At 61.8% G+C, this 18,039-nt stretch carries 16 protein-coding genes; 4 read left to right on the top strand and 12 right to left on the bottom strand.

Translation table 11 applies throughout. The annotated features are described in order from the left end of the window. The first annotated feature begins 116 nt into the window (after window positions 1-116). Both O3303_RS03220 and O3303_RS03215 read left to right on the top strand, forming a co-directional pair. Window positions 117-980: a dienelactone hydrolase family protein gene (locus O3303_RS03220; RefSeq protein WP_269560629.1), complete on the top strand. Its 864-nt coding sequence runs from the start codon at window positions 117-119 to the stop codon at window positions 978-980. A 346-nt stretch (window positions 981-1,326) separates the two neighbouring features. Further along, window positions 1,327-1,812, top strand: coding sequence for an Mpo1 family 2-hydroxy fatty acid dioxygenase (locus O3303_RS03215; protein ID WP_269560628.1), 486 nt, complete (start codon window positions 1,327-1,329; stop codon window positions 1,810-1,812). A 198-nt stretch (window positions 1,813-2,010) separates the two neighbouring features. Here O3303_RS03215 and phhA read toward each other — a convergent pair whose 3' ends face one another. Further along, on the bottom strand, window positions 2,011-2,769 hold the full coding sequence (gene phhA / locus O3303_RS03210) for a phenylalanine 4-monooxygenase (RefSeq protein ID WP_269560627.1): 759 nt from the start codon (window positions 2,767-2,769) through the stop codon (window positions 2,011-2,013). 575 nt (window positions 2,770-3,344) lie between these two features. Here phhA and O3303_RS03205 point away from each other — a divergent pair. Further along, the gene (locus O3303_RS03205) at window positions 3,345-6,392 is read left to right on the top strand and encodes a DUF8693 domain-containing protein (RefSeq protein ID WP_269560626.1); all 3,048 of its coding nucleotides are present in this window, start codon (window positions 3,345-3,347) and stop codon (window positions 6,390-6,392) included. Between the two features lie 71 nt (window positions 6,393-6,463). Continuing rightward, window positions 6,464-6,706, top strand: coding sequence for a PID-CTERM protein-sorting domain-containing protein (locus tag O3303_RS03200; protein ID WP_269560625.1), 243 nt, complete (start codon window positions 6,464-6,466; stop codon window positions 6,704-6,706). 137 nt (window positions 6,707-6,843) lie between these two features. Here O3303_RS03200 and O3303_RS03195 read toward each other — a convergent pair whose 3' ends face one another. The 11 genes from O3303_RS03195 to O3303_RS03145 all read right to left on the bottom strand — a co-directional run bounded on the left by O3303_RS03195 (window position 6,844) and on the right by O3303_RS03145 (window position 17,981). Next, window positions 6,844-7,578, bottom strand: coding sequence for a phenylalanine 4-monooxygenase (locus O3303_RS03195; protein WP_269560624.1), 735 nt, complete (start codon window positions 7,576-7,578; stop codon window positions 6,844-6,846). 368 nt (window positions 7,579-7,946) lie between these two features. Further along, on the bottom strand, window positions 7,947-8,333 hold the full coding sequence (locus tag O3303_RS03190; protein WP_269560623.1) for a hypothetical protein: 387 nt from the start codon (window positions 8,331-8,333) through the stop codon (window positions 7,947-7,949). Between the two features lie 267 nt (window positions 8,334-8,600). After that, window positions 8,601-9,965, bottom strand: coding sequence for a helix-turn-helix domain-containing protein (locus tag O3303_RS03185; protein ID WP_269560622.1), 1,365 nt, complete (start codon window positions 9,963-9,965; stop codon window positions 8,601-8,603). Between the two features lie 336 nt (window positions 9,966-10,301). Next, window positions 10,302-11,315 (bottom strand): 3-deoxy-7-phosphoheptulonate synthase, encoded by a 1,014-nt coding sequence (gene aroF, locus O3303_RS03180; RefSeq protein WP_269560621.1) that lies wholly within the window; start codon window positions 11,313-11,315, stop codon window positions 10,302-10,304. 162 nt (window positions 11,316-11,477) lie between these two features. Further along, on the bottom strand, window positions 11,478-12,257 hold the full coding sequence (gene trpA / locus O3303_RS03175) for a tryptophan synthase subunit alpha (RefSeq protein ID WP_269560620.1): 780 nt from the start codon (window positions 12,255-12,257) through the stop codon (window positions 11,478-11,480). A 139-nt stretch (window positions 12,258-12,396) separates the two neighbouring features. Then, complete coding sequence (gene trpB, locus O3303_RS03170) at window positions 12,397-13,593, bottom strand: tryptophan synthase subunit beta (protein WP_269560619.1); 1,197 nt, start codon at window positions 13,591-13,593, stop codon at window positions 12,397-12,399. Window positions 13,594-13,677: 84 nt separating this feature from the next. Further along, on the bottom strand, window positions 13,678-14,586 hold the full coding sequence (locus O3303_RS03165) for an ABC transporter substrate-binding protein (RefSeq protein ID WP_269560618.1): 909 nt from the start codon (window positions 14,584-14,586) through the stop codon (window positions 13,678-13,680). 53 nt (window positions 14,587-14,639) lie between these two features. Continuing rightward, a complete protein-coding gene (locus O3303_RS03160; protein WP_269560617.1) occupies window positions 14,640-15,287 on the bottom strand; it encodes a phosphoribosylanthranilate isomerase in 648 nt (215 codons plus the stop codon). A 123-nt stretch (window positions 15,288-15,410) separates the two neighbouring features. After that, window positions 15,411-16,223 carry an indole-3-glycerol phosphate synthase TrpC gene (gene trpC / locus O3303_RS03155; RefSeq protein WP_269560616.1) on the bottom strand — a complete coding sequence of 271 codons (813 nt, stop codon included), beginning with the start codon at window positions 16,221-16,223 and terminating at the stop codon, window positions 15,411-15,413. A gap of 111 nt (window positions 16,224-16,334) precedes the next feature. After that, the gene (trpD, locus tag O3303_RS03150; protein WP_269560615.1) at window positions 16,335-17,321 is read right to left on the bottom strand and encodes an anthranilate phosphoribosyltransferase; all 987 of its coding nucleotides are present in this window, start codon (window positions 17,319-17,321) and stop codon (window positions 16,335-16,337) included. A gap of 93 nt (window positions 17,322-17,414) precedes the next feature. Continuing rightward, the gene (locus O3303_RS03145) at window positions 17,415-17,981 is read right to left on the bottom strand and encodes an anthranilate synthase component II (RefSeq protein ID WP_269560613.1); all 567 of its coding nucleotides are present in this window, start codon (window positions 17,979-17,981) and stop codon (window positions 17,415-17,417) included. Window positions 17,982-18,039 lie beyond the last annotated feature (58 nt).

Genomic DNA, 18,039 nt, shown 5'->3' with positions numbered 1-18,039 from the left:
AGGGTTTCCAAACTAAACCGGCAAACTCTAGTTTAAGCATCCCGGAGCAACTCGTGTACTTACACGAATAGCCCCGGGATGCTTTTTTTCTCTCTCCATCTTCACCTCCTGTTTCCATGAAAAAACTCTGGACCCTTTGCGCCGCGCTGCTAAGCGTAGTATCGGTGGCCTCAGCCCAATCGACGATGAGCTGCTGCACCAAGTCCGCCGCCGGCCAAGCCGCTACTGAGGTATTCGCTATGCTGGCCTCCAACGAGGACTTCTCCGGCGGCCACGATGCCCCGCTACCCTTCACCTACGCTGGCGAAGGCAGCATGATTGAGTTCAAGACGGCCGATGGCCAGATGGGCAAAGCCTTTGAAATCAAGAGCAAGACCAAGTCGGACAAGTACCTCTTCGTGATTCACGAGTGGTGGGGCCTGAATGATTATATCAAGCAGGAAGCCGGCCGCTTCGCCGAGGAACTGCCCGGCGTCAACGTCATTGCCCTCGACCTCTACGACGGCCAGGTAGCCACCGACGCCGACATGGCTGGCAAGCTGATGCAGGGCGTGAAAACCGAGCGTGCCCAAGCCATCATCAACGGCGCCCTTACTTACGCCGGCCCCAAAGCCCAAATTAGCAGCATTGGCTGGTGCTTCGGCGGCGGCTGGAGCATCCAGACGGCCCTGTTGGCCGGCTCCAAAGCCAAAGCCTGCGTGGCCTACTACGGTATGCCCGAGAAGGACGTAGCCAAGCTCAAGACGCTGAATACCGACGTGCTGTTCGTCTTCGCCAAGCAGGATAAGTGGATCAACCAGGAGGTAGTGGACCAGTTCAGCAAGGACATGGCCACCGCCAAAAAAGGCCTCATGGTGAAAACCTACGACGCCGACCACGCCTTCGCCAACCCCTCCAACCCCAAGTACAGCAAGGACATGGCCACCGACGCCCACGCCGCCTCAGTTGCCTACCTCAAGAAGAGCCTGAAGCTGAAATAAATCACGGATTTAGCCGGATTCATCGGATTGCACGGATGCGTTCCGACAGCCGGTGGTTTTCCAGCAATGCGTAAAAAAGGCTGCCCGCTTGGGCAGCCTTTTTTTGTTTCAGCTTGAACGGCTGTAGAGACGCGACACTTCGCGTCTTTCGCCAGAACAACTGGAACCACGCCACCGGCATAACGCCAGCACGCGCCGACGTGTATTATCCAGACAACCGGCACCGCATGGCCTGAACAACGTCAGCACGCGCCGAGACGCGAAGTGTCGCGTCTCTACAGCTGGGCAGGGCTTTCCAGGCCGCCGGGAATCTGCTACCTTTTAGCCCCCGCCAACTCACTGCACCATGTCTACCGCCCTCGTTTCTCCGGTTCAGCGGCTGCTGAACGAGTACGCCGAAAGCCACCAGAACCCCACCAACAAGCTGGTGCACTGGGTGTGCGTCCCGCTGATAATGTTCGCCATTCTGGGCCTGCTGTGGTCGGTGCCGGTACCGGCGGCAGTGCAGAATATCAGCCCGTGGCTGAACTGGGCTACCGTGGTGATGGTGCTGGCCGTGGCGTACTATGTGCGCCTCTCGGGGCGGCTGGCGGTGGGCATGGTGCTAGTGTGGGTGGTTATGGCGCTGGGGTTGCGCGTGGTGGATTCCGGGGCAGCTCTGCCGCTGTGGGCTGTGTGCCTAATCGTGTTCGTGCTGGCCTGGGTTGGGCAGTTCTGGGGCCACAAGGTGGAAGGCAAGAAGCCCAGCTTCCTCAAGGACCTGCAGTTTCTGCTCATCGGCCCGTTGTGGCTGCTGCATTTCATCTACCGCCGGCTGGGCTGGCGGTATTGATGAGGTGTTGGACAAAGTAGCCCGTCATTCCGAGCCTGCGAGGAATCTCGCGTGCTGAGGCTGCAGTATTTGGCAACCTCAACCGCTCCGTAGCTCAGGGTTTAAACCCTGGGTTATGGAGCAACGTCCGCACGCGAGATGCTTCGTCTGCCCCTCTGCATGACGTTTAACATTGTCCATCACCTCCTCACCCAAAACCTACTCCAGCAGACGCGCCTGAAGCTGAGCCAGGCTTTCGGGGAGCTGCTGCATGTCGGTGAGCACGAAGTAGAGGTCCTGGAATTTGTCTTTCTCGAAGGGCGTATCCAGCACGCCGTCGAGGGTGAAGGGCAGGCGGGTGGGCGCTTCGCTGAGGCTGAACTTCACCTCCCCGTGCGACGACAGCAGCCCGGCCCCGTAGATGCGCAGGCCGTCGGGCTGCTGAATCAGGCCAAACTCGGCCGTGAACCAGTACAGGCGCGTGAACTGCTCCAGCGTGCCGGGCCAACGCTGCCCGTGGTGCACGGCGGCCGCGCCCAGTTTCTGCAGGAAGTCGGTGAAGCCGGCATCCGTCAGCAGCGGCACGTGGCCGAACACGTCGTGGAACATGTCGGGCTCTTCGAGGTAATCGAGCTGTTCGAGGGTGCGCAGCCAGGTGGTAGCGGGAAATTTGCGGTCGGCCAGCAGTTGGAAGAACACGGCGTCGTCCACGATGCCGGGCACTACCACCAGCTCCCAGCTGGTCAGCTCCTGCAGGCGGGGGTTCACCTCCCGGAAATCGGGGATGGCGTCGCGGGTGAAGCCCACTCGGCGCACACCCTCCAGAAACGCCTCGGCGGCGCGGCCGGGCAGCAGGGCCATCTGGCGGTCAAAGAGCAGCTGCCACACGTGCTGATCGGCGGCGGTGTAGTCGGCATAGACCTGGGTGAGCAGCGGAAGGGCATCGGAAGCAACGGGAGCGGCAGAAACAGACTGCATAACGAAAAAGGAAAAGGTGGAAAAAGAAAAAGCCTGCCTCCGCAGGAAGCGGAGGCAGGCTTGAAAGACGTTGGGGAGGGTGATGTGCTCTACTCAGTTCCTCGCATACGCCGTGGCCGCTCCGCTCCGGAGGGGAGCGTAATAGGTGGCGGCGTAATAATAGCGGGACGTGAAGAGCAGCATGTGCAGCAAAGGTAAGCGGGAAAACATGGCAAACAACTTGGCTGCCCGATTCGGCGGCACTCGCGGCCAGTTATAAACGCTGGATTCGCCCTCAATACAGCCTTGTCGCCTTGAATGTTTTGGCCGTGCGGTTTTCGCCCCCCTTTGCCTGGATATTCTCAGCGCTGTTACCACTATGGAGTAGCCTGCCTTGCTGAGAGGCCCATAAGCACTATATCATTGCCTGACAATTAATTATCACCACACACACATGTGGTATTTTATAATTAAATAAATTATATATTTAATGCAAATTAAATACTACGTTGGCAGCTTTTGTTTGCTGGCGACGACCCGGCTGCTTGCTGTCAACCGATCCTTTTTCATCGTTCACCTTTAACTCATAAGTCACTATGCGCACGTTTCCTCTGGTGTTGTTTTATCGATGGATGCTGGCACTGTGCCTGGCTGGAACGCTCGGGCAGCAGGCTGCTGCTCAAACAGCCACGTCCCGAGCCATCGACCCTTCCCTGCTCGATCCGCAGTACGATTTGCGCAAGCAACGCCTGATCAGGCCCGGCACCCAGGCCCGGTCTTCCGCCCGCCCGGTCCTCGGCAGCAGTGCCGCGCCGCAGCTGCCGGCGTGCTTCGAGCCGCTGGATTCTGTGTCGGCTCCGGCCGCCGGCGGCTATACCAACCTGCCACGCAACGACGACGGTTCGTCCAGCCTGATTCCGCTGGGCTTCACGTTCACGCTGTTCGGTACGCCCTACACTGGCGTATACATCAACACCAACGGCAACCTGTCGTTTGGCGCTTCAGTGTCGCAGTTTTCCGCCAATGGCTTCCCGATTGTCACGCCCATGGTGGCGGGGTTCTGGGCCGATGTGGACACGCGCCCCGCCAGTAGCGGCAGCATCTGGTACAAACTCTACCCCGACCGATTGGTGGTCACCTGGAACCGCGTAGGCTACTTCAGCGGCAAAACAGATAAGAAAAACACCTTCCAGATCGTCATTCGGGCCAACTCGGCGGGTGTCACGACGGATGACGTGACGTTTGCCTATGGCGACATGCAGTGGACCACCGGCGACGCCTCCAACGGGGTAGATGGCTTCGGCGGCTCGCTGGCCACGGTGGGCGCTAACCGCGGCACCAATGGCGACTTTATCCAGACGGGCCGCTTCAACCTTAACAACGCTATCCGCACCGACAACGTGAGCCCCAGCGGGGTCAACTGGCTGGATGAGCAATGCATCTCCTACCGCGTTTTCGCGAACGGCAACCTGCCGCCTTCCGCCACCAATCTGCCGCTCAACAATACCATTACCGTCAACCAGGGCCAGACGGTGAGCATTGCGCCGCAGTTTTCGGGTCCAGAAGCCGGCCAAGCCGTGACACTGGCCGTGAACACCAACGGGCTGTGCAACGTCACGTCCAGCGTTAGCGCGGGCATCAACCCGGTGCTGAGCCTGAGTGTAACCGGGGCTCCGTGCAACGTTGGCACCAACACCATCAGCATTGTGGCCACCGACAACGGCACGCCGGTGGCAAGCCGGCAGTTTAATATCACCGTCATCGTAAATCCGCCCGCCACGGCCAACGGCCAGTGGAACGGCAGCGTGAGCACCGTATATACTGACCCGGCCAACTGGGCTAACAGCACGTTACCCACGGCCACCACCGATGTTACGATTCCGGCTGCAGCCGTGCGGATGCCGGTGCTGAGCAGCGCCGCCAGCGCCAACAGCTTCACCATTGCCAGCGGGGCCAGCCTCACGGTAGCAAGCGGCGGCACTCTTACGCTCAATGGCACATTCCTGAACAATGGCAGCTGCATCGGGGCGGGCGCCCTCGTCCTGGGCGGCCCCGCCCAGCAAAGCCTGGGCGGCAGCAACCTGATCAGCATGGCCGGCCTGACCGTTGGCCCGGCCGGCGCCCAGCTCACCGGGCCGCTGGCCGTGAGCCGCCTGCTGACCCTGAATGGCAACCTGGCTACCAATAGTCAGACGCTAACGTTGCTTTCGGATGCTTCCGGCACGGCCATGGTAGTAAACAACGGCTCCGCCGTAGTAACCGGGGCCGCCACGATGCAGCGCTACATCAGCCCCAGCCAGAATGCCGGGGCCGGCTACCGCCACTACAGTGCGCCCGTCAGCAATACCACAGTAGCTGACCTGGGCGCGGCCAACTTTACACCGGTTGTGAATCCGGCCTACAATACGGCCCCGGTGCCGGCCGCCGTTACGCCTTTCCCCACGGTTTTTGGCTACGATGAAAGCCGGGTGAATGCCACAGCCGCCAGCTTCGACCAGGGCTGGTTTTCGCCGGCGACCCTATCGGCGGCTATGACGCCGGGTGTGGGTTACACCGTGAATCTACCGGCCACCGCCACCGTCGATTTTGTGGGTACGCTCACGAGCGGGACCGTGGCGCGCACCGGCCTAACCCGCGGCACGCAGCCTACCTCGGGCTGGCACCTGCTGGGCAACCCCTATCCCGCCCCCATCGACTGGACCCTGGCCACGACCGGCCTCTCGGGCCTTGATAACGCGGTGTACGTGTTCAAGTCGTCGGGGACGTATGCGGGCAGCTACAGCAGCTTCGTGAATGGTGTGGGCGACGCCCGCTTCATTGCGTCGGGTCAGGGCTTCTTTGTGCGAACCACCACGGCCGGCACGCCGGGCAGCCTGTCGCTCAGCAACGCAGCCCGCCTCACCACCTACCAAAACCCGGACTTCAACCGCCCTTCGGCTCTGGAAACCCGCCCGCTGCTTCAGCTCGATCTGGTCAACGGTACTCAGCGCGATGCTGCCACCGTCTATTTTGAGCAGGGCGCTACATCTGCCTTTGATGCCGCCTTCGACGCCTACAAACTGACCACCGGCAACGTGGCCAGCCTATCGTTGCCCGTGGGCTCCGAGCAGTTGAGCATCAGCGGGCTGCCCGCCCTCAGCCGCGCCGACGTGTTGATTCCGTTGCAGGTGCGCGTACCGGTATCGGGCTCCTACCAACTGGAAGCCGCACAGCTGCTAAACCTGCCGGCCGGGCTCTACGCCTACCTGCGCGACGCAGAAACCGGCACCAGCCTCGATCTGGCCCAGCAGCCGGTATACGCCTTCCGCCAAGCCGCAGACGCCACCGGCCCGCGGTTTTCGCTGCTCCTGACCACTAACCGCATACTGGCCAGCGCGGCCACGCTGGCCGGCCAGCAGATTCAGCTGTATCCCAACCCGGCGCATACCACAGCCACCCTGGTTCTGCCTGCTACTTTACGCACCGTGCCGGGCACGGCAGTGCTGTACAATGCGCTGGGGCAGGCGGTTCGCAGCTATTCGTGGGCACCAGGCACGGCGGGGACGCCACAGATGCTGTCGGTGAGCGGGCTGGCGCAGGGCGTTTACACGTTACGATTGTCCACTCTCGTTGGCCCAGCCACCAAACGTTTGGTAATAGAGTAGTTCGAAAGCGGCGGGCATTACCAGTGTCCGCCGCCTTCCAATACATCCTTCCTGTTTCTCGACTTTCTCCTATGAAGCTCTCTACTCACCGTTTTCTGCTGCCAACTATCGGACTAGTGGCTATTCTGCTGCACACTTCGCCTGCCCATGCGCAGGGCCCCGGCACGGGCGGCCCCACACCCGACCCCAACAATCCAACTGCCGTCCCGATTGATGGTGGCGCATCGTTGCTACTGCTGGCCGGTGGTGCGCTGGCCTTACGCCGCCTGCGCCGCTCATCCGCAGCCAGCAAGCAGCGCGATGATGCTGGCTGATAAACCATATTCAGCAAGCCTAGTACTTAAAAAGCCTCCTGGATGATTAATCCAGGAGGCTTTTTAAGTACTAGGCCTTCACGTACAGCGCTGGAAGTGCCACAATACAGCGTCCTGCCTTACGCCTTTCCGGCTGCTTACTCCACCGGCTGCAACTCCCAGCCCGACGACAACAACGCGGCCAGCTCGGCTACACTTTCGGTGAGCTGCGCCCAGCTGTTGAGCACGAAATACTGATCTTGGAGGTGGGCTTCGCTGTAGGGCGTGTGCAGCACGGTAGCTAGGTCGAAAGGAAAGCGGCGCGTGATGTCGCCGATGCAGTGGTGAATTTCGCCCGACGAGGAGAGCAGGCCGGCCCCGTACATACGCGTCTGGCCGTGCTCCTCCACCAGCCCGAACTGCACCGTGAAGCCGTAGAGCCGCTCCAGGCGGGCCAGGGCCACGGCATCATCGAGGTGCTGGGCGGCTACCTGGCCGAGGAAGTGCAGGAAATCAGCAAAGGCCTGGTCCATGAGCAGCGGCACGTGGCCGAACACGCCGTGGAACAGGTCGGGCTCCTCGATGAAGTCGAACTGGGCCATGCTCCGGATCCAGACGGTAGCCGGGAACTTGCGCTGGGCCAGCAACCCAAAGAACTCGGCATCATTGAGCATGCCCTGCACCGGTTCCAGCTGCCAGCCAGTGGCCTTCTGCAGGCGCTGGCTTACTTCCTGGAAGTTGGGAATGGCGTTGCGGTGGAAGCCCACGGCCTCCAGCCCCCGGCCAAACGCCGAGCAGGCGCGCTTGTGCAGCAGGGCCGTCTGGCGGTCAAACAATACCTTCCAAACCAGCTGATCCTGCGTGGTGTACCGGTCGTAGTGTTGCTGTATCATAGCGCGTACAGGACAGAAAAAAAGCCCGGCTCCTGGGGAGGAGTCGGGCTCTTAAGTGGATTTCAGAGAAGGAGAAGCATGCTGTGTTCTACCTTTCATTTCCGCAAAAGCGCCCGACCTCGTCCTGGACAGGACGATTAATGGTCATAAAGCGTTTCGCGTTTAGGTTCAGCATGATGCAAATATAGAAGACTTCTGGAATAAACAAGTTTTCAGCAGCCTCATTATTTACACCCTCTTCCTATGTAATACATTTACTCTACAGCCAAACCACCTATTTTCTTCGGGTCATTTTCAGGATAAGAGTGCCATTCAGCAGCAACGCCCTATCGAATCGAAAGGCATAAGCTACCAAGCAGTGCATTGGCCTACAGCTTGCCGTTGGGCTCGTAGGTCATGCTGAGACGGGTGTCGCCGGTGATTTTGAGGTCTACTTTGGCCTGCTGGGCGGAGGGGTTGAGCAGCACGGCTGTGGAACCGGCCATGAACCGCAACGTACCCCGCTCGCCGGGAGCCAGGGTGGTTTTGCCGCAAATGCCGCCGCCCCGAGGCCGCTCCTTGAACTCGACGGGCACGGTGCCCACGTTGTGGGCCTCTACTTTGAAGCCGCCCAGCTGCCCGCCGCCCAGCACAAACTGCTTGCCCGGCTCAATGAGCAGATTGGAAGTGATGCCCGCCCAGCAGGCCGTAACGAGCAGTAATAGGGCGGCGAAAGTGGCAACGGCGGCCGTACGGGAAGGCAGGAAAGTACGCATGGCAATGGGGGGTTGAAGTGAAACGATGTCCCAAAGGAACTGCCCCCGCCGCCCCCAAACGCCCCAGTTTACAGCCTGGGACGCCCCAATTTATAGTTTGACACTGGGCAGGCGTAGAGACGCGACACTTCGCATCTCGCCGTTGCTGAAGTTGTTTGATTGGCGCGGTTCCGGGTCGTTCAACGCCGAGACGCGAAGTGTCGAGTCTCTACATCGGACTGTTGACGCAGGGCCAGTCGTTCAACGGCGAGACGCAAGAATGCGTCTCTACAGCTGCCGGGCTGCTTCGCTGGGGGTCTGGCCGCGGAGCTTTTTAAAGACGCGGTTGAACGTGGACTTGGAGTTGAAGCCGGCCTCCAGGGCTACGGCCAGCAGGGTATAGTGCCGGAACTGTGGGTCTCGGAGGCGGCGCTCGGCCTCGCGCACCCGGTACTCGTTGATGAAGTCATTGAAGTTCTGGCCGCAGCCGGAGTTGATGACCTTCGAGAGCCAAGACGTGTTGGTGCGCAGCTGGGTGGCCAGCTCGCCCAGCGTCAGCTCGGGCTCCAGGTAGGGCCGGGCCGCCTGCATGTGGGCCAGCAGCCGGGCCGTCCAGCGGGCCAGCTCCACATCGGGCTCGGCAGCCGCTTCGATTGGCGCTTCGACTGCAGCATCGGATGCCAATGGCACACTGGCAGCCGCAGCAGCGGGCGAAACAGTTGTTTCAGGCAGACCGGATACCGCCTCGTAAATGATTGTTGTGTCTGCTGCTGGTGCGGCGGCGGCGGAAACTACGGCGGCGGCTTCCACCATCGGCAGCGTGGCCGCTGATGGAGTGGCTGTATCTGTCGGCAACCGGAAGCGCAGGGCGGCCAGGCGGTAGCCCGTCAGCAGGCCCGAGATACTGAGGTAGTAGATCAACAGGCCGGTGAACAGGTAATCGTACCAGCTCTGCACGTAGTTGAGGGGCGTGATGAAGAGGTTGACCACCCCGAACACCAGCGTGACGCCGGTGCCCACCACCACGGCCACCAGCACGTTGCGCAGCCACCGAAACCGGAGCTGCTCGGTGTCGGAGAAGTTGTCGTTGAGGTAGCGGGCGTATTCGCGGTAAGCCCGCAGGGTGTGCACCGCGTAGGTCAGCACCGAGAGGTAGCCCAGCGTATCGGCCAGCAGCCCGATGGGCTGGTAGTCGGCCCAGCTGGCTAAAGGGCCTTTGGTGCCGAAATGGCCCGGCAGCGGCTGGCCCTGCAGCCCGTGCCACCAGCCAATATCGTAGCCGAATACTACCAGCAGCCACGCCCCAAAGGCCAGCGCGGGCGCGAAGTGCCACCAGTGCCGCCGCTGCAGCCGGAACTCCTGGTTGGTGAGGCTGCGGAAGTAGAAGTACAGCGCGGGCCCCACCGCCAGCCAGTTGCTGAACGGCCAGTAGAACATGAACGTCGTGCGGGCGTCGTGCGAATCGTACCAGCCGGCAAAGCCCAGCATCCACTGGGCCAGCCGCACGGCAAACAGCAGCAGCAGCAGGGCCAGCCAGCCGTCGGCCGCCGTATCCTCGCGCCGCCGTCGCGCCCACAGCACCGCCGCCACGATTACGCCTTGCAGGAAAAACGGCAGCAGCAAGCCGCTGTAGAGGTTGAAGCCGAATAACATACCGGCAAGGTAGCAGTAGATCGGGCTTCCGCTATATAAAAACCGCCCCGCCTTCTATTGAGACGGGGCGGTTTGAACAATGTAGAGACGCAATATTTTGCGTCTCGGCGTTGCTAATGTTGTTTGGCTGAACGACACGACTCCGACTTTTCAACGACGAGACGCAAAATATTGCGTCTCCACATCATGCCGCATCGTATCCGACGCCAATTAAAAAGTCATGCTGAGCTTGCCGAAGCATCTCGCGTGCTGACACCGGATTACTACCCCAACGTCAGCACGCGAGATGCTTCGACAAGCTCAGCATGACGTTCTTTTTTTGCCTGCCTGATGGACTTACTCCAACTCCTGGCGCAGGGCGTACACTTTGCGCAGGTTGCGGATCAGGCGCTCCGACTCCTGGAAATTCAGGGTCTGGGCGCCGTCGGAGGCGGCTTCTTCGGGCTTTTCGTGGGCTTCGTAGATGATGCCGTCGGCACCGGCCATCACGCCGGCCAGGGCCATGGTGGGCACGTACTCGCGGATGCCGATGCCGTGTGAGGGGTCCACGATGACGGGTAGGTGGGTTTTCTCTTTCAGTATGGGCACCGCGTTCAGGTCCAAGGTGTTACGCGAGGCGGTTTCAAAGGTGCGGATGCCCCGCTCGCAGAGAATCAACTTCTCGTTGCCGCCCGAAAACACGTACTCGGCCGACGACAGCAACTCCTCGATGGTGCCGGAAATGCCGCGCTTGATCATCACGGGCTTATCCACGCCACCCAGGGCATCCAGCAGATTGAAGTTCTGGGTGTTGCGCGCGCCCACCTGGAACACGTCCACGTAGTCGTGCATCTCCTCCACCTGCGACACCTGCATGACCTCCGTCACGATCTTTATGCCCCGCTCCCGGGCCATGCGGTGGAAATCCTTCAGGCCTTCCATGCCCAGCCCGCGGAAGGCGTATGGCGACGAGCGGGGCTTGAACACGCCCCCGCGCATGATGCGCACGTCGTTGTCCACCAAGTGCTGCATGATCAGTTCCATCTGCTTTTCGCTCTCGATGCTGCAGGGGCCGGCGGCCAGCGTGAGCGAGCCTTCCCCGATGCGCACTCCGTCGCCGAGGTCGAGCACCGTGGGGCGCACGCGCCACTTGCGGCTTACCAGCTTGTAATCGTCGGAGACGCGGTGGATGTCGAGGATGCCGGGCAGCTGGCCGATGGCGCGCAAATCCACATCGGCCTTACCGATGGCCACCAGGTAGTGGGCGCGCTGGGTTTTCACCTCCGTAGCCTTGTATTTCAGCTCCAGAATCCGGGCTTCAATAGCGACTTTCTGGGCTTCGGTGATGTGGGGGTCGAGTTGGATGATCATGTTCGGGGAGGGAGAAAGAAATCAGCACGTCATGCTGAGCGAAGCGGAGCGTAGTCGAAGCATCTCGCTCGAATCGTTGGGTTACTATTACAACGTCAGCACGCGAGATGCTTCGACTGCGGCTCCGCCACATGCTCAGCATGACGTGCTTTTTGATGATGCTTAAGCCAGCACCGAAGAAACGAACCGCTTAGCAGCGGCCGGGGCGTCGTCGACGCCGTCCAGGGCGCGGATGAAGGCGGAGCCGATGATGGCACCCTCGGCGTACTGGCAGGCGTTTTGGAACGAGGCTTTGTCGCCGATGCCGAAGCCGATGAGGCGCGGGTTTCGCAGGTTCATAGCCTCGATGCGCTGGAAATAGGCTTCCTGCACGCCCTCGGCCTGGGTGTTGGCCCCGCCCGTGGTGCCGGGGCCCGACACGAGGTACAGGAACGAATCCGTCAGCTCATCAATGCGGCGGATACGCTCCGGGGCGGTTTGCGGGGTGATGAGGAACACCGGCCGCAGGTTGTGGCGGCGGAAGATATCCTGGTACTCGGCCACGTAATCGTCGAGGGGCAGATCGGGCAGAATAACGCCATCAGCTCCGGCGGCGGCGGCTTCGCGGCAGAAGTTGTCTACCCCGAACTGCATCACCGGGTTGAGGTAGCCCATCAGCAGAATCGGCGTCTCGGGCACGCTCGCCCGGATATCTTTCAGCTGCTCGAACAGCACCCGCAGGTTCATGCCGTTGGCCAGCGCCACGGTGCTGCTCTGCTGAATCACCGGCCCATCGGCCAGCGGATCCGAAAACGGCATCCCGATTTCGATGAGGTCGGCTCCGGCCTCGCTCAGGGCTTTAAGGATGGGTACCGTGTCGTGCAGGCTCGGGTAGCCGGCCGTGAAGTAAATGTTGAGCAGGTTTTTCTGCTTTTTGGCGAAGGCGTCTTTGATTCGGTTCATATCAGCGGCCCTGTCATCCTGAGCATGTGGCGCATCGAGCCAGCGACGAAAGAACTTATCACGTCTGGATTACTCGTAAACGGCTTGTTCACGCGTGATAAGATCCTTCGCTTCGCTCAGGATGACAGGTGGTTTGGCATTACATGATAGCGTCAGCGTACTTGATGTAGGTTTCCAGGTCCTTGTCGCCGCGGCCGGAGAGGTTGATGACCACCACGTCGTCGGGGCCGGCGCCGAGCTGCCCCAGGGCGGCAATGGCGTGGGCAGTTTCCAGGGCAGGGATGATGCCTTCGAGGCGGCTGCACTCGGCCACGCCTCTCAGGGCGTCTTCATCCTCAATGCTGATGAAGCGGGCTCGCTTGGAATCGGCCAGGAAGGCGTGCAGCGGGCCTATGCCGGGGTAGTCGAGGCCAGCGGAAATGGAGTAGGGCTCGGTAATCTGGCCGTCCTCGTCCTGCATCAGCAGCGTGCGGCTGCCGTGAATCACGCCCGGCGTACCCAGCACCGAGGTGGCGGCCGAGTGGCCCGAGTGCACGCCGTGCCCGGCGGCTTCCACGGCTACCAGCTGCACCGAAGGTTCTTCCAGGAAGTGGTAGAACGCGCCGGCCGCGTTGGAACCACCGCCCACACAAGCTACAACGTAGTTGGGCAGCTCGGAGCCGGTTTTCTCGAGCAGCTGCTTGCGCATTTCTTCGCTGATAACGGCCTGCAGGCGCGCCACCAGATCGGGGTACGGGTGCGGCCCCACCACCGAGCCGATGATGTAGTGCGTATCCACAGGGTTGCTGATCCAGTCGCGGATAGCTTCGTTGGTGGCATCTTTGAGGGTGCGGCTGCCGCTCATAGCCGCCCGCACCTCGGCCCCCAGCAGGCGCATGCGGTACACGTTGGGCTTCTGGCGCTCCATGTCCACTTCGCCCATGTACACGATGCACTCCATGCCCATCAGGGCGCACACCGTGGCCGTGGCCACGCCATGCTGGCCGGCGCCGGTTTCGGCAATGATGCGAGTTTTGCCCAGGCGCTTGGCCAGCAGAATCTGCCCCACGGTGTTGTTCACCTTATGGGCGCCGGTGTGGCAGAGGTCCTCGCGCTTGAGGTAGATGCGGGTGTTGTACTTGGCCGACAGCCGCTTGGCTTCAAACAGGGGCGTGGGCCGGCCGACATAGTCGCGCAACAGCTGCTGGTATTCCTGCTGGAACTCCGGCTCGGCCATGATGCTCAGGTATTGCTGGCGCAGCTCCTCCACGTTGGGGTAGAGCATTTCGGGAATGAACGCGCCCCCGAACTGGCCGTAGTAGCCGCGCTCTGTGGGTTGTTGGTAGGTTGGTTTCATGGTAGTTTCTCGCAGTGTCTCGGGGTGGGTGGCGCAGGGTCTCGCAGTGGATTACCCCGCGAAATCAGACGCAAAAAAGGTTTCTTATAACAGGTCGTTGGTCATGACTTCCGACAGCGGCAGCTTCCGGGTTTCCAAGCCATTCTCGGCCAGCCAGTCCAGGTAGCGCTGCACCCTGGCGGGGCTCATGTGGCCCCAACCGGGGCCGCTGCCGTAGTATTCGGCCGTGTACTGTTGGCTTTCGAGCAGGAAATCGGGGTTGCGGTCGGCGGCCGGCACCAGCTTTCGCAGCAGCGCCACCGCCTCCTCCGGGTGGTCTTTGGCGTGCAGGAAGCCCTGCCCAGACACCCGCAGAAACTTCCGGTAAGCCTCCCCGTTTTCCTGCATCCGCTTTTCCGACGCCATGATTACGGGCGAATAGCCGTACGGAATGCCGTAATCGGCCAAGCGGAAGCTGGTCAGCTCCACGCCCTGCTGCCGGGCCTGCACGCCTTCCCAGTTATCGAAAATCCAGGTGGCATCGGCCTGCTGCTGTAGCAGCGTGTTCCAGATACCCAGCTTCTCGGGGTAGGTGATGATCAGCGGGCCGGTAGCACCGTCTTTTTCCAGCATCTTCGCCACTATCTGGTCCTCGTAGCGAGCCTGGTACGAGGCGTAGATTTTGCCGGCCAAATCCTTGGGCGACTGAATATCCGGGCGCTTGAGCGTTACGATGCTGCTCAGGTCTTCCGTCAGCAGGGCGGCCACGGCTATGGCGTCGAATGGCTGAGCCTTGGTGCGGTAGCTGATAATGCTTTCGAACGGGCAAAGGGCAAAATCGGCTTGTCCCAGCTCTACTTTCTTCGCCGGAGTCAGGGCGTAGTTGTCGGCCTCCGGAGTCAGGAGTTCCACCTCCAGCCCGTGCTGCGCGTACCAGCCCAGATCTTGGGCCACTACAAAGCCCGTGTGGTTGGTGTTCACCGTCCAGTCCAGCGCAATTTTTATTTCGCTCATAGCTTCCGTGTAGCTGCGTTTACCACAGTTTGCCTGTGTATGATGCTGGCTTTTTATGCTTTCAGCGCCTGAAAAAAAGCCTCCAGCCGGCCGGCATCCTTGGTGCCCGGGGCGGTTTCGAAGCGGCTGTTCAGGTCCAGGGCAAACAGGCCGGGCAGCCGAAGGTTGCGCAACGCCGCCACGTGCTCCGGCCCGATGCCGCCGGCCAGAAAGTACGGCACTGTCAGGTTGTAGTCCTGCAACAGCGTCCAGTCGAAGGCGGTGCCGTTGCCGCCGGGCTGGGGGCCAGCCGTGTCGAAGAGGAAGTAATCCACGCAGCCCACGTAAGGTTGGAGCTGGGCGAAGTCGAACCCCTCGCCTACCGCAAAGGCCTTCACCACCGGTACGCCGCCGGCACGCACCGCGGCGCAGGTTTCGGGCGTTTCGTGGCCGTGGAGCTGGGCCAGCTGCAGATCAAACTCCCGCACCCGCGCCAGCACGGTTGCCGCGTCGTCGTCCACGAACACGCCCACCTTGCGGATGGCGGCCGGCAACGCCCGCACCGCCGCCGCCGGCAGCCGCTCCCCCACATACCGCTTCGACGCGGGGTAGAAGATGAACCCCAGAAAATCGGGCTGCAGCGCCGCCACCGCCTGCAGGCTGTCGGCATCAGCCATCCCGCAGACTTTGAGGTGAGGCATGAGGTGGGAGTTGGTGGGCATAGGAGTGTTTTTAATCTGTCATCCTGAGCGGAGCGAAGGACCTTATCACGTCAGAGTTACTATCGAACGAGTCGTTCTAATGTGATAAGGTCCTTCGCTCCGCTCAGGATGACAGCCGAGTGTTTACAACAACGTCACCGCCTCCGTGGCGCGGAGCTGCTGCACCAGGGCGGCGCAGGCTTTTTCGGGGCGGGAGTGGCGCATGAATGTTTCGCCCATCAGGAAGCCGCGGTAGCCCACGGCGCGCAGGGCTTCGATGTCGGCGGCGGTGGTCAGGCCGCTTTCGGTCACCTTCACGTATTCGTCGGGGATGCGCTGGGCCAGCTCGCCGGACGTGTCAAGGCTCACCGAGAAGTCGTGGAGGTTGCGGTTGTTCACGCCCACCAGGGTCACGGCGTCGGGGTGCAGGGTCTTGTCCAGTTCCTCGGCATCGTGGATTTCGAGCAGCACTTCCATTCCCAGGCTCTTGGCCAGCCGGCCCAGGCGCAGCACTTCCTCACCGCTAAGCACGGCCGCAATCAGCAGCACGGCGTCGGCCCCCAGGCTCTTGGCTTCGATGATCTGGTACTCGTCCACCACGAAGTCCTTGCGCAGGATGGGGCAGAAATTAAAGCGCCGGGCCGTAGTCAGGTCCTCGTTCTTGCCGCCAAAAAACTCCGTATCCGTCAGCACCGACAGCGCCGAAGCACCTGCCTGCATGTAGCCCAGCGTAGTGCGCTCCACCGGCGCGTGGGCGTTGATGACGCCCTTGCTGGGCGACTTGCGCTTGAACTCGGCAATGATGCCGCTCAAATCGTCGCGCAGCAGGTAGCGGCGCAAGCTCAGCGGCTGGGCCGGCATGTAGAAGCTTTGCTCCAGCAGCTTCACCGGCACCAGGCTCTGGCGGGTGGCTACTTCCTGGCGCTTGTGGGCAATGATGGTATCGAGAATGGTCATGAGGTTTTGCGTGTAGCGCGAAGCCTTTGCTTCGCGTTTCCTTGAACGAAATCAGTGAGTAACAAATGGGCGCTTGGTGTGGCTGATACGCGAAGCAAAGGCTTCGCGCCCCTACTTTACCAGCTCCCGCAGCGCTTGGCGGGCGCGGCCGGAGTCCAGCGACTCGCGGGCGGCTTCCAGGCTGTCGGCGAAGCTGAAGGTGGGTTCCAGGCAGCCGATGGCCAGGGCCGCGTTGGCCGTTACCACGTCGCGCTGGGCGCGGGTGGCGCGGCCTTCCAGCACATCAACAAAAATGGCGGCCGATTCGGCGGCGGTGCGGCCCCCGGCCAGCTCCTCGGGTTGGTTCAGGGTCAGGCCCAGGTCGGCGGCCGATACCACCCGCTCGCCCTCGGGCGTGGCCAGCTTGGCCGCTGCCGTCAGGGAAAGCTCGTCGTAGCCGTCGAGGGCGTGGACGACGGCGTAGCGAGTGTCGGTTTGCTGGAGCAGGTAGTGGTAGAGGCGCAGCAGCTCCAGGCTGAAGGTACCCGCCACCTGAAACTTCGGCCGTGCGGGGTTCACCAGCGGCCCCAGAATGTTGAAAAACGTGCGCACGCCCAGCTCCCGGCGCACCGGCCCGGCATGGCGCATGGCCGGGTGGAAGGCCGGCGCGTGCAGAAAACAAATACCGGCCCGCTCCAGCTGCCGCCGCAGCACGTCGTTGCCCACCCCAAACTCCACGCCCAGCTGCTGCAACACATCCGACGACCCGCACACCGACGACACGCCGATGTTGCCGTGCTTGGTGACCTTGTAGCCGGCCCCGGCCACCACAAAACAGGCCAGCGTGCTGATGTTGAGCGTGTCCTTGCCGTCGCCGCCGGTGCCCACAATGTCCACCGTGTCGCGGGTGCCCAGCTCCGGGTCGCGGCTCAGGCTCAGCAGCGCGTCGCGGAAGCCGGCCAGTTCTGGCACCGAAATCGGCCGCATCCGGTACACGCTCATGAAGGCCGCCATTTCCGCCGCGTTGGCCTCGCCCTGCCCAATGCGCAGCATAGCTTCCAGCGCCTCGGGGTGGGTCAGCAGTTGCTGGTCGAATAGTTTATTAAGAATCTGTTTCATCAGTAACACCAAGCTCTTGCTTGGTGAATTGTTGGGGTAGTTATTGGGGAATGGACAGGTGGCGCGAACGGCTCACCAAGCGGGAGCTTGGTGTTACTTCAGCCAGTTGCGCAGCATCTGGTGGCCGTGCTCGGTGAGAATGGACTCGGGATGGAACTGCACGCCGCGCACATCGTACTGGCGGTGGCGGAAGGCCAGCACCTGGCCGTCGGCGTCGAGGGCGGTGACTTCCAGCTCGGCGGGCATGCTTTCGGGGCGCACGCTCCAGCTGTGGTAGCGGCCCACCTTGAAGGTATCGGGCAGGCCCTCGAACAGCTTGTCGGCGGCGGTGAGGTGGGCGTCGGTGGCCAGGCCGTGGAGCACTTGGGGCAGGTTGTACAGCTCCCCACCGAAGCTCTCGGCCAGGCCCTGGTGGCCCAGGCACACGCCCAGAATACGCTTGGAACTTGCGTAGCGGCGGATGATTTCGGGCATCAGGCCCGCTTCCGAGGGCACGCCGGGACCGGGAGAGAGCAGCACCGCGTCGTAGGCGGCCACGTCGTCCACGGCCAGCTTGTCGTTGCGAATCACGGTTACGTTGTCGGTATGCCCCAGCTCCCGCAGCACCTGCACGAGGTTGTAGGTAAAGGAATCGTAGTTGTCGAGAACGAGGATGTTCATTGGGTTCGGCCGTTTGGCCTAATGGCCCCAGGGCTAAAGCCCTGGGCTAGTGAGTGAC

This window comes from Hymenobacter canadensis, from assembly GCF_027359925.1.
Taxonomy (GTDB): Bacteria; Bacteroidota; Bacteroidia; order Cytophagales; family Hymenobacteraceae; genus Hymenobacter; species Hymenobacter canadensis.
Note: the sequence above shows the minus strand (reverse complement) of the source record. Positions and strands in the feature narration are given on the sequence as shown.

What these genes read in the sequence shown, in the direction of transcription:
- O3303_RS03200 (WP_269560625.1), top strand. Translation starts at nt 6,464, where the DNA reads ATGAAGCTCTCTACTCACCGTTTTCTGCTGCCAACTATCGGACTAGTG.
- trpA (WP_269560620.1), bottom strand. Translation starts at nt 12,257, where the DNA reads ATGAACCGAATCAAAGACGCCTTCGCCAAAAAGCAGAAAAACCTGCTC.
- O3303_RS03195 (WP_269560624.1), bottom strand. Translation starts at nt 7,578, where the DNA reads ATGATACAGCAACACTACGACCGGTACACCACGCAGGATCAGCTGGTT.
- O3303_RS03165 (WP_269560618.1), bottom strand. Translation starts at nt 14,586, where the DNA reads ATGAGCGAAATAAAAATTGCGCTGGACTGGACGGTGAACACCAACCAC.
- O3303_RS03215 (WP_269560628.1), top strand. Translation starts at nt 1,327, where the DNA reads ATGTCTACCGCCCTCGTTTCTCCGGTTCAGCGGCTGCTGAACGAGTAC.
- O3303_RS03190 (WP_269560623.1), bottom strand. Translation starts at nt 8,333, where the DNA reads ATGCGTACTTTCCTGCCTTCCCGTACGGCCGCCGTTGCCACTTTCGCC.
- aroF (WP_269560621.1), bottom strand. Translation starts at nt 11,315, where the DNA reads ATGATCATCCAACTCGACCCCCACATCACCGAAGCCCAGAAAGTCGCT.
- O3303_RS03205 (WP_269560626.1), top strand. Translation starts at nt 3,345, where the DNA reads ATGCGCACGTTTCCTCTGGTGTTGTTTTATCGATGGATGCTGGCACTG.
- trpD (WP_269560615.1), bottom strand. Translation starts at nt 17,321, where the DNA reads ATGAAACAGATTCTTAATAAACTATTCGACCAGCAACTGCTGACCCAC.
- O3303_RS03160 (WP_269560617.1), bottom strand. Translation starts at nt 15,287, where the DNA reads ATGCCCACCAACTCCCACCTCATGCCTCACCTCAAAGTCTGCGGGATG.
- trpB (WP_269560619.1), bottom strand. Translation starts at nt 13,593, where the DNA reads ATGAAACCAACCTACCAACAACCCACAGAGCGCGGCTACTACGGCCAG.
- O3303_RS03220 (WP_269560629.1), top strand. Translation starts at nt 117, where the DNA reads ATGAAAAAACTCTGGACCCTTTGCGCCGCGCTGCTAAGCGTAGTATCG.
- phhA (WP_269560627.1), bottom strand. Translation starts at nt 2,769, where the DNA reads ATGCAGTCTGTTTCTGCCGCTCCCGTTGCTTCCGATGCCCTTCCGCTG.
- O3303_RS03185 (WP_269560622.1), bottom strand. Translation starts at nt 9,965, where the DNA reads ATGTTATTCGGCTTCAACCTCTACAGCGGCTTGCTGCTGCCGTTTTTC.
- trpC (WP_269560616.1), bottom strand. Translation starts at nt 16,223, where the DNA reads ATGACCATTCTCGATACCATCATTGCCCACAAGCGCCAGGAAGTAGCC.
- O3303_RS03145 (WP_269560613.1), bottom strand. Translation starts at nt 17,981, where the DNA reads ATGAACATCCTCGTTCTCGACAACTACGATTCCTTTACCTACAACCTC.